Origin of the sequence: Achromobacter sp. 2789STDY5608615, from assembly GCF_001298995.1 — a bacterium.
Taxonomy (GTDB): Bacteria; Pseudomonadota; Gammaproteobacteria; order Burkholderiales; family Burkholderiaceae_B; genus Achromobacter; species Achromobacter insuavis.
The window spans coordinates 1-8,508 of the sequence record NZ_CYTY01000014.1 but is presented as its reverse complement, the minus strand read 5'-3'; the positions used below and the strand labels follow the sequence as shown (position 1 = coordinate 8,508).

Annotated in this window: 8 protein-coding genes and 1 pseudogene; 7 read left to right on the top strand and 2 right to left on the bottom strand. The window is 71.5% G+C overall.

The features are described from left to right. The first annotated feature begins 18 nt into the window (after positions 1-18). Positions 19-1,581 (top strand): DUF1800 domain-containing protein, encoded by a 1,563-nt coding sequence (locus AOZ49_RS13975; RefSeq protein WP_054475966.1) that lies wholly within the window; start codon positions 19-21, stop codon positions 1,579-1,581. After that, positions 1,578-2,978: a DUF1501 domain-containing protein gene (locus AOZ49_RS13970; protein ID WP_054460431.1), complete on the top strand. Its 1,401-nt coding sequence runs from the start codon at positions 1,578-1,580 to the stop codon at positions 2,976-2,978. The genes AOZ49_RS13975 and AOZ49_RS13970 overlap by 4 nt, the downstream gene beginning before the upstream one ends. Here AOZ49_RS13970 and AOZ49_RS13965 read toward each other — a convergent pair. Continuing rightward, a complete protein-coding gene (locus AOZ49_RS13965; RefSeq protein WP_054475963.1) occupies positions 2,935-3,903 on the bottom strand; it encodes a Bug family tripartite tricarboxylate transporter substrate binding protein in 969 nt (322 codons plus the stop codon). The two genes, AOZ49_RS13970 and AOZ49_RS13965, sit on opposite strands and share 44 nt — an antisense overlap. Before the next feature lie 59 nt (positions 3,904-3,962). Beyond that, complete coding sequence (locus tag AOZ49_RS13960) at positions 3,963-5,105, bottom strand: 4-oxalomesaconate tautomerase (protein ID WP_054476124.1); 1,143 nt, start codon at positions 5,103-5,105, stop codon at positions 3,963-3,965. A 61-nt stretch (positions 5,106-5,166) separates the two neighbouring features. On the opposite strand from AOZ49_RS13960, the gene AOZ49_RS13955 reads away from it, so the two are divergent. The 5 genes and pseudogenes from AOZ49_RS13955 to AOZ49_RS13935 all read left to right on the top strand — a co-directional run bounded on the left by AOZ49_RS13955 (position 5,167) and on the right by AOZ49_RS13935 (position 8,444). Then, positions 5,167-6,093: a LysR family transcriptional regulator gene (locus tag AOZ49_RS13955; protein ID WP_054460429.1), complete on the top strand. Its 927-nt coding sequence runs from the start codon at positions 5,167-5,169 to the stop codon at positions 6,091-6,093. 9 nt (positions 6,094-6,102) lie between these two features. Then, complete coding sequence (locus AOZ49_RS13950; protein ID WP_054428605.1) at positions 6,103-6,567, top strand: GNAT family N-acetyltransferase; 465 nt, start codon at positions 6,103-6,105, stop codon at positions 6,565-6,567. Between the two features lie 147 nt (positions 6,568-6,714). Then, positions 6,715-7,083 (top strand): COG4315 family predicted lipoprotein, encoded by a 369-nt coding sequence (locus AOZ49_RS13945; protein ID WP_054428606.1) that lies wholly within the window; start codon positions 6,715-6,717, stop codon positions 7,081-7,083. A gap of 30 nt (positions 7,084-7,113) precedes the next feature. Next, positions 7,114-7,626 (top strand): RNA polymerase sigma factor, encoded by a 513-nt coding sequence (locus tag AOZ49_RS13940; protein ID WP_006390948.1) that lies wholly within the window; start codon positions 7,114-7,116, stop codon positions 7,624-7,626. Position 7,627: 1 nt separating this feature from the next. Beyond that, positions 7,628-8,444, top strand: a pseudogene (locus AOZ49_RS13935) (anti-sigma factor). Positions 8,445-8,508 lie beyond the last annotated feature (64 nt).

Below are 8,508 nucleotides of genomic sequence, written 5' to 3'. Positions count from 1 at the left end.
GACCCCGGGGCTGCCTGCATGTCCGCGTCGCCGTCCGGAGCGGCCCCGCCCGCTTCCGCTGAAACCCGCCCGCCCACGCCCGGCCAGGCCTCACGCTTTTTGGCGCAGGCCACCTTCGGCCCGACGCCGGCGCTGATCGACGCCGTGGCGCGCGACGGCTACGCCGGATGGCTCGACGCGCAACTGGCGCTGCCGCCCTCGCAAAGCCATTTCGACTGGCTGCTGCAGCAAGGCAAGGACACCGAGGCCTACAAGGGCAACGGCATCAACGCGCCGCTCGAATCGACGCTATGGCGCAAGTTCATCAGCGCCGAGGACCAGGTCCGCACCCGGGTGGCGTTCGCGCTGTCGGAGATCTTCGTGGTCGGGGTGGCGTCGATCACCGCCAACTGGCCGCTGTTCGGCGCCGCCGGTTTCATGGACCTGCTGGCCGAGCATGCCTTCGGCAACTACCAGGACCTGCTCACCGCCGTCACCCGCAACCTGTCGATGGGCTGCATGCTGACCTATCGCGGCAACCGCAAGGAAGACCCGCGCACCGGCCGCCATCCCGACGAGAACTATGCGCGCGAGGTGATGCAGCTGTTCAGCATCGGCCTGGTCGAACTGAACCGCGACGGCACGCCGCGCCTGGCCAACGGCGCGCCGGTGGAAACCTACGACAACGCCGACGTGCAGGGCCTGGCCAAGGTCTTCACCGGCTGGGACCTGGACGGTCCCGAGACCGACGTGCAGTTCCACCGCCGGCCGATGGCGCTCAATCCGGCGCTGCATTCGCTGGCCGAAAAGCGCTTCCTGGGCGCGGTGATTCCGCCCGGCACCGACGGCCACCTGTCGCTCAAGCGCGCGATGGAAGTGATCAGCGCGCATCCCAACGTAGGGCCGTTCATCGGCACGCAACTGATCCAGCGGCTGGTCACCAGCAATCCGAGTCCAGCCTACGTCGGCCGCGTGGCGGCCGTGTTCGACGACGACGGCCACGGCGCGCGCGGCAATCTCAAGGCGGTGGTGCGCGCCATCCTGCTGGACGACGAGGCGCGCCACCCCGATCTGGCCGCGCCGGGCTGGGGCAAGGTGCGCGAGCCGATCCTGCGTTTTTCCGGCTGGGCGCGGGCGTTCGGCGCCACCTCCACCAACGGCGCCTGGGCCATGCCCGACACCACCGACAACACCATCCGGCTGGCGCAGAGCCCGATGCGCTCGGCCAGCGTGTTCAATTTCTTCCGGCCGCGCTACACGCCGCCCGTCACCGAGCTGGCGCGGCGCGGCCTGGTCGCGCCGGAACTGCAGATCACCGATGAAACCAGCATCGCCGGCTACCTGAACTTCGTGGCCATCTACGTCGATCGCGGCTGGGAAGACCTGCAGACCCCGTACACCGCCGAGATCGCGCTGGCCGCCGACGCCGATGCGCTGGTGGCGCGGGTCGTGCTGCTGCTGGCGGGCGACGCCTTCAGCGCGGCCACGGCGCAGGCCATCGCGCGGGCGGTCGACACCCTGCCGCGCGAACGGCCGCTCGACCGGGTGCGCGCCGCCATCACGCTGGTGGCGGCCAGCCCCGAATACCTGGTGCAGAAATGAGAGCCGATCGCCGCGAATTCCTGCTGCGCGCCTGCGCCCTGGGCGCGAGCCACGCGGCGGCGCCGCTGGCGCTGAACCTGGCGGCGCTGGGCGCGGCGGCCGCGCAGTCGGCGCCGCCGGGAGACTACAAGGCGCTGGTGTGCGTCTTCCTGTACGGCGGCAACGACCCGTTCAACACGCTGGTGCCGTTCGACCCCGCCGCCTATCGCGCCTACGCCGCGGCGCGCACCGACATCGCCTTGCCGCGCGAGGCGCTGCAGGCCACGGCGCTGCGTGGCGCAACGCCCGCCGCCGGTGGCGCGCAGTTCGCGCTGGCCCCATCGCTGGCGCCGTTGGCGCCGCTGTTCGAGCGCGGCGAGATGGCCGCGGTGCTGAACGTCGGCCCGCTGGTGACGCCCACCAGCAAGGCGGACTACATCGGCGCGCGCGTGCCGCTGCCGCCCAAGCTGTTCTCGCACAACGACCAGCAATCGTACTGGCAGGCGCTGGCGCCGGAAGGTGCTTCCTCCGGCTGGGCCGGCCGCCTGACCGACCTGTACGCCGACATCAACGCGCAGCGCAGCTTCACCGGCATCACCGCCGGCGGCAGCACCGTGCTGCTGGCGGGCCGCCACGTCGCGGGTTACCGGGTCGGCGTGAACGGCTCGACCCGCATCGAGCTGCTGACGCGCGACATGTATGGCTCCAGCGCCTGCACCGCGCTGTTGCGCCAGCTGATCACGCAACCGCGCGAGCACCTGATGGAGCGCGAGATGTCACGCATCGCGGCGCAGTCGATCGACGCCGACGCGCGGCTGCGGACGGCCTTGTCGGGCGTGGCGGTGCCGGGCGATTTCGCCTCGCCGCTGGCGCAGCAGTTGAAGATCGTGGCGCGCATCATCGCCGCGCGCCAGGCGCTGGGCGCGCGCCGCCAGGTGTTCTTCGTGTCGCAGAACGGCTACGACAACCACACCGGCCTGAACGACACCCATCCCGCCCTGCTCAAGGAGCTGGGCCAGGCGCTGGCGGCGTTCCAGGCGGCGCTGGCGGGCCAGGGCGTGGCGCGCCAGGTCACCACCTTCACCGCCTCGGAATTCGGCCGCACGCTGGGGTCGAACGGCAACGGCTCGGACCATGGCTGGGGCGCGCATCATTTCGTGCTGGGCGGCGCCGTCAACGGCGGCCGCTACCACGGCGCGCATCCCGAGATCGCACCGGACGGCCCCGGCTTCGTCGACAACGGCCGGCTGCTGCCGACGCTGGCGGTGGAGCAGCTGGGCGCGGCGCTGGGCGGCTGGTTCGGCGCCAGCGCGGACGACCTGCGGCTGGTGTTTCCGAACCTGCGCCATTTCGACGCCGCGCCGCTGGCGCTGTTTACAGCGCCGCGTGAATCGTCGACGCCAGGCGCTTCCACTTGACGGCTTCCTCGCGCACGAACGCGGCGAGCTCGGCCGGCGTGCTGGTGCGCACTTCTGCGCCCTGGTCGTCGATCTTGCCGGCCACGGCCGGATCGTTGAGCGCGCCATTGAGCGCAGTGTTGAGCTTGGCGACCACCTGCGGATCGGCGTTGGCGGGCGCGAACACCGCGTACCACTGCGCCACGTCCACGCCCTGCACGCCGAGTTCGGCCAGCGTCGGCATGTCGGGCAGCACCTTGGCGCGGCGCGTGCCGGCCACGCCCAGCGCGCGGATCTTGCCCGACTTCAGGTGCGGATAGGCGCTGAACAGGCTGGGAAACATGACCTGGGTGACGCCCGCCAGCGTGTCCGTCATGGCTGGCGCCGAGCCCTTGTAGGGAATCTCCAGCATGGCCGCGCCGGTGGCGCGGTTGAACAGCTCGCCCGCCACCGCCGGCGCCGTGCCCGGGCCGGCCGAGGCGTAGCTCAGGCCGTCGGGGTGGGCCTGGCCGTACTTGAGCAGGCCCGGCACGTCCTGCACGCCGATGCTGCTGGACACCACCATCAGCGTGGGCGAGTCGGCCACCATGCCGATCGCGGTGAAGTCGCGCACCGGATCGTAGTTGAGCTTCTGCAGCGCCGGGTTGATGCCGTGCGTGCCGATGTAGCCCAGCATCAGGGTGTAGCCGTCGGCCGGCTGGCGCGCCACGTAGTCGGCGGCGATGGCGCCCTGCGCGCCGGGCTTGTTGACCACGATGACGGTCTGGCCCAGCAGTTCGCCCATCTTCTGCCCGATCACGCGGGCCAGGGTGTCGTTGCCGCCGCCGGCGGCGGTGGGCACCACCATGGTGATGGCGCGTTCGGGAAATTCGGCGTGCGCGGCCGGGCTGCCCAGGACCAGGCAAAGGGCGGCGGCGCACAGGGTGCTGCGGGTGGGGAAAGCCATGTCATGTCTCCAGAGGGTTCTGTGGGCGGTCTCTGCGGACCGCTGGGTCTTGTGTCGGTCTAGGCCGCCACCGGCTGGCGCGTGGCCAGCCGGTGGCGGGCGTCCTGCTCCTGCCGCGCCGCGCCATAGCGGCCCGGCACGTACAGCAGGCCCTTCATGATCTTGCGCGCGGTGCGCACCAGGCCGGCGGCGCGCACTTCGCCGCTGGCCGCGTCCAGGTTCACGTCGATGTCCATGCCGCCCGACGGGTGCTCGATGCGCACGCCGCGATAGCCCGCCCTGGGCGCGGGCCCGCCGCAATCATGCGCCACGGTGCCCGGCATGAGGAAGGCCGCCGCCACGCCGACGGCGCCGGTGGCGGCGTGGGCGCGGTGGCAGGCGTGCGGCGTGAAATAGCGCGAGCGCACGGACAGGATGGCCGGATCGCTGCCGGGCGCCAGCAGCACCGGCTTGGGAATGACGCTGTTCGATACGTCCCCCAGCCCCATGCGGGCGCCGGCCTCGCGGCGAATGCGCTCCAGGCGCGCCAGCAGCGCCGGGTCGGCGTCCAGCTCGGCCGGCGACTCGTCGCCGCGCAGGCCGAAGTCGGCGGCGCGCAGCAGCACCATCGGCATGGCCGCGTCGATCAGCGTGACGGCCACGCCGTCCACGGTTTCCTGCCGTTGGCCGGTGGGGAACAGGCGGCCGGTGACCGCGCCCCAGGCGTCCAGGAAGTTCAGGCGCACCGGCGCGGCCACGCCCGGCACGCCGTCGATGCGCGCCTCGCCTTCGTAGGTCAGGCGGCCGCCCGGCGTCTGCACCACCGCCTCGATCACGGCGCCGGTGTTGACGTTGTGCACCCGCACCGCGGTTTCGCCGTCGGCCGCGGCGATCAGGCCCTCGTCGATGGCGAAGGGCGCGGCGCCCGACAGCATGTTGCCGCAGTTGGGACGGGTGTCGACGCTGGCGCGGTCCACCGAGACCTGCGCGAACAGATAGTCGATGTCGCAGTCCGGCCGGGTCGAGCGCGACACGATCGCGACCTTGCTGGTCAGCGAGTTGCCGCCGCCCAGGCCGTCGACCTGCAGCGCGTGGGGCGAGCCCATGGCCTGCAGCAGCAGCCGGTCGCGCTCGGCGGGATCGGCGGGCAGCCAGTCGCTGAGGAAGAAGGGGCCGCGGGAGGTGCCGCCGCGCATCAGTACGCAAGGGATGATCGTTTCCATGCGGTGCATTCTGCGACGGCGCGGCTATTATTTGAATTGCAACTTACGGATGGATTAATGCATGGCACGCATCAATTTCGATTTGCAGGAATTGCAGGCCTTCGTGGCCGTGGCCGAACGCGCCAGTTTCCGCGCCGCGGCCGAAGACCTGAACCTGTCGCAGCCGGCGCTGAGCCGCCGCATCGACAAGCTGGAGGACCTGCTGGGCGCGCGCCTGCTGGAACGCACCACGCGCCGCGTGGCGCTGACGCACGTAGGCCGCATCTTCCTGGAACGGGCCCGCGGCGCCATCGACGAACTGGAGCGCGCGGTGCTCAGCATCGGCGACCTGGCGGCGCAGCGCGGCGGACTGGTGACCGTGGCCTGCGTGCCGTCGGTGGCCTATTACTTCCTGCCCGCCATCATTCACGACTACGCCGAGCGCTTTCCGCGGATACGGGTCCGCATCATCGACGAGACCGCCCACACCGTGCTCAACAGCGTGGTGACCGGCCGCGCCGACTTCGGCATCAGCTTTTTCGGCACCCAGGAGCCGGACGTGGATTTCAAGGCGGTGCTGCGCGAGGATTTCGTGCTGGCGGTGCGCCGCGACCATCCGCTGGCCGCGCGCCGCAGCGTATCGTGGGAGGAGCTGTCGCAGGAACGCTTCATGACCGTGGCCAAGGAAAGCGGCAACCGCCTGCTGATCGACGACGCCCTGGCCAAGAGCGGCAAGCGCACCGTCAGCGCCTTCGAGGTCAGCCACGTCATGACCCTGCTGGGCCTGGTGGAAGCCGGCCTGGGCGTGGCGGCGGTGCCCCAGCTGGCGATGCCGCCGGCCGGCCACCCCACCCTGGCGGGCATCAAACTGGAGCATCCGCGCGTCACCCGCAGCCTGGGTTTGATCTCGCGCAGGGGCCGCCCCCTGGCGCCGGCGGCGCAACAGCTCTATAACCTCATCCACCAGGCCGGCAAAAGCGCCAAGCGTGGTCCCCTCAAGCAACCCTGAAGCCGCACCATGAGCCCCCATTCCCTGGCGCTGCAAGCCGCCACCGAAGACGACCTGCCGTTCCTGCTGTCGCTGCGCAAGGCGACCATGACCGAACACCTGGCGCGCGCCGGCGCGCCGCAGGACGATGCGCATCACCTGGCGCGCATCCGCTACCACTTCGACGACGCCCAGATCGTCTGGCTGCACGGCCGCCCGGCCGGCCTGTTCAAGACCTTCCGCGACCCGGCCGGCTGGCGCGTCGTGCAGATCCAGATCGACCCGGCCTTCCAGGGCCAGGGGCTGGGCCGGCGCCTGCTGGCGAGCCTGCTGCGGCAGGCGGACGACGAAGGCGCCCCGGTCACCCTGTCCGTCCTGAAGGGCAACCCCGCCCGCCGGCTCTACGAGTCGCTGGGCTTCACCCCCGTGGAGGAGACCGCCCTGGAAATAGAAATGCGCTACGAACCCGCCCCGCCCGCCAGCGGCCACGCCTGACGGCGGCCGTTGCCCAGGGCCCGCGCGAGGCTCGGTTGGATCGTCATCCCCGGCCCTCCACAATTTTTTGTCCCGCGGCGGAATATTCCCGTTCCGCCCGGCGTCTGTAGAGGGCAGTCCCCCACTTTCCCATCTACGAGGCACGACATGCGTACTCAAATCGCCGCAGCCCTGGTTCTCTCCTCCGCCGCCCTGTTCTCGGCCGGCGCCCACGCCCAGGCCGTCAAGACCCAGGACGGCGTCCTGGTCAACAGCGCCGGCATGACCCTGTACACCTTCGACAAGGATGCCGGCGGCAAGAGCGCCTGCAACGACCAGTGCGCCAAGATCTGGCCCCCGGTCACCGCCGCCGCCGACGCCAAGGCCTCGGGCGACCTCAGCATCATCACCCGCGACGACGGTTCCAAGCAGTGGGCCTACAAGGGCAAGCCCGTCTACCTGTACGCCAAGGACGCCAAGCCGGGCGACAAGACCGGCGACAACTTCAAGGACGTCTGGCACGTCATCAAGCCCTGATCCGGCCGCGCCGCCCATCCACGCCCGACCATGCGCGCCGACGACGAAGCCGCGATCCTGGCCTGCATCCCCAGCCTGCGGCGCTATGCCCGCGGGCTGACGGGCGACCCGCACCGGGCCGACGACCTGGTGCAGGACACGCTCGAACGCGCCTGGAGCCGCTATTCGCGCTGGCAGCGCCGCGGCGAGCTGCGGGCCTGGATGTTCGGCATCATGCATAACCATTTCATCGACGGCGTGCGCGCCAACCACCGGCAGGCCGAACAGGCCGGCGCGGGCGACCTGCCCGACGTGCCGGTGCGCGCCACGCAGACCGACCACCTGGAGGTGCGCGACCTGGACCGCTGCCTGCAAGGCCTGCCGGCCGAGCAGCGCGAAGTGCTGCTGCTGGTGTGCGTGGAAGACCTGTCGTACCAGGAAACCGCGCAGGTGCTGGGCGTGCCGATCGGCACGGTCATGTCGCGCCTGTCGCGCGCCCGCGAACGGCTGGGCGCCCTGATGCAAGGCCAGGAACCCGCCAGCCGGCTCCATCGCGTGAAATGACATGAACGACAAACGCCTCCACGCCGTCCCCAACGCCGGCAACCCGATCACCGAAGCCGACCTGCACGCCTACGCCGACGGCCAGCTGCCGCCCGGCCGCCACGCCGAGGTCGACGCCTTCCTCGCCGCCCACCCGCAGGACCTGGCCCGCGTCCACGCCTGGCAGGCCCAGCGCCGCGCCCTGCACGCCCTGCTCGACCCGGTGCTGGACGAACCCCTGCCCCTGCGCCTGCCGCTCTCGCCCCCCCGCGCGCCGCCTGCCGTGGCGCGCCCTGGCGGCCGGCATCGCCATCGCCGCCATCAGCGCCAGCAGCGCCTGGCTGGCGCGCGGCGCCCTGGACGCCCGCCATCTGCAGACCGTCCTGGCCACCGCCGCCCCCGACCGCGCCGCCGGCGGCTACGCCCAGCGCGCCGCCATCGCCCACGCCGTCTACGCCCCCGACATGGGCCGCCCCGTCGAAGTCAGCGGCGACAACGAAAAAGCCCTGGTCACCTGGCTCACCAAGCGCCTGGGCGCCCCCGTGCGCGCCCCCTCCCTGACCCACGCCGGCTACGACCTCGTCGGCGGCCGCCTGCTGCCCGGCGGCAGCGGCCCCGTCGCCCTCTTCATGTACGGCGCCCCCGACGGCCAACGCCTGACCCTCTACGTCACCCGCGAAGCCGCCGGCGGCCAGACCGCCTTCCAATTCACCCAGGAAGGCCCCGTGCGCGTCTTCTACTGGGTCGAAGGCCAATTCGGCTACGCCCTCTCTGGCGCCGTCAGCCGCGACGAACTCCAACGCCTCTCCGAAGAAGTCTACAAACAGCTACAAGGCTGACCCCGGGCGCGGGCGCAAGCGCCCGCGGCGCAGCCACTACGCGCAGCGACCACCGCCCCGACGC

Excerpts from the sequence above, each read along its gene's own strand:
- AOZ49_RS13945 (WP_054428606.1), top strand. The coding sequence starts at position 6,715 with ATGCGTACTCAAATCGCCGCAGCCCTGGTTCTCTCCTCCGCCGCCCTG.
- AOZ49_RS13940 (WP_006390948.1), top strand. The coding sequence starts at position 7,114 with ATGCGCGCCGACGACGAAGCCGCGATCCTGGCCTGCATCCCCAGCCTG.
- AOZ49_RS13950 (WP_054428605.1), top strand. The coding sequence starts at position 6,103 with ATGAGCCCCCATTCCCTGGCGCTGCAAGCCGCCACCGAAGACGACCTG.
- AOZ49_RS13955 (WP_054460429.1), top strand. The coding sequence starts at position 5,167 with ATGGCACGCATCAATTTCGATTTGCAGGAATTGCAGGCCTTCGTGGCC.
- AOZ49_RS13970 (WP_054460431.1), top strand. The coding sequence starts at position 1,578 with ATGAGAGCCGATCGCCGCGAATTCCTGCTGCGCGCCTGCGCCCTGGGC.
- AOZ49_RS13965 (WP_054475963.1), bottom strand. The coding sequence starts at position 3,903 with ATGGCTTTCCCCACCCGCAGCACCCTGTGCGCCGCCGCCCTTTGCCTG.
- AOZ49_RS13960 (WP_054476124.1), bottom strand. The coding sequence starts at position 5,105 with ATGGAAACGATCATCCCTTGCGTACTGATGCGCGGCGGCACCTCCCGC.
- AOZ49_RS13975 (WP_054475966.1), top strand. The coding sequence starts at position 19 with ATGTCCGCGTCGCCGTCCGGAGCGGCCCCGCCCGCTTCCGCTGAAACC.